Origin of the sequence: Bacteroides caecigallinarum (assembly GCF_016902295.1) — a bacterium.
Taxonomy (GTDB): Bacteria; Bacteroidota; Bacteroidia; order Bacteroidales; family Bacteroidaceae; genus Phocaeicola; species Phocaeicola caecigallinarum_A.
Genome location: NZ_JACJLQ010000132.1, coordinates 1 through 694, shown reverse-complemented (window position 1 = coordinate 694; position 694 = coordinate 1). Strand labels below are relative to the sequence as shown.

Genomic DNA, 694 nt, shown 5'->3' with positions numbered 1-694 from the left:
TTATGTTGTGAACATATATCATAATGCTCTATTATACAATATATTAGATATTTTGCCAACATAAATATTTTGCCAACATAAGGCAGGTTATGTGGTGTACAACATAATCGTTGGACAGTGATTGGTCTTATCGCTCTTTCCGCCGCCATATTGTCTATTGAGTATTCTCCGTCATTTCTGTAGGCGAAGATCTGATTCCAGAAGTTTTTCAGATAGTTAAGGGCCTTGCTCATAAGTTCACTTCGGCTCTCATCCGGATTTGCAAGCAGATCATAAAGCTCTGTCCTTATCTTATCAATGATTTCCGTCGTTTCCTTACAGTTCCTTCTGCGGTAAATCTCGTCTGCTGTGAGTTTTTCCCGGCGGTAAGTCTCTTCCATGCCGTATAACTTTGCTATCAGCTCAAGGAAGATTCTTGCCTGCAGACTTCCTTGGTCGTAGGCATACTTGAACTTAGCTCTTGCATGAGCCAGACAGCAGAGATGCTCTATATCCATAAGCTCATTGTCAAGATACATATATACGTTGTAGCCGTCGCTCTGCAGTGATCTGATTTTTGCATCACCAAGGAACTCCTTCAATACATTTCTGTTCCTGCCTCCATGTTTCTGTACACCTTCATCATCCGTTGTATCCTCATAAAAGAAGATGACTATACGGGCCTTTCTGTTTACCAGACACCACATATAGGTCT

Annotated in this window: 1 protein-coding gene; it reads right to left on the bottom strand. The window is 41.2% G+C overall.

Going from position 1 to position 694, the window contains the following annotated elements:
- Window positions 1-694, bottom strand: a 694-nt coding sequence (locus tag H6A27_RS14480; RefSeq protein WP_239469731.1) for an IS66 family transposase, incomplete at both ends; no start/stop codon positions are given.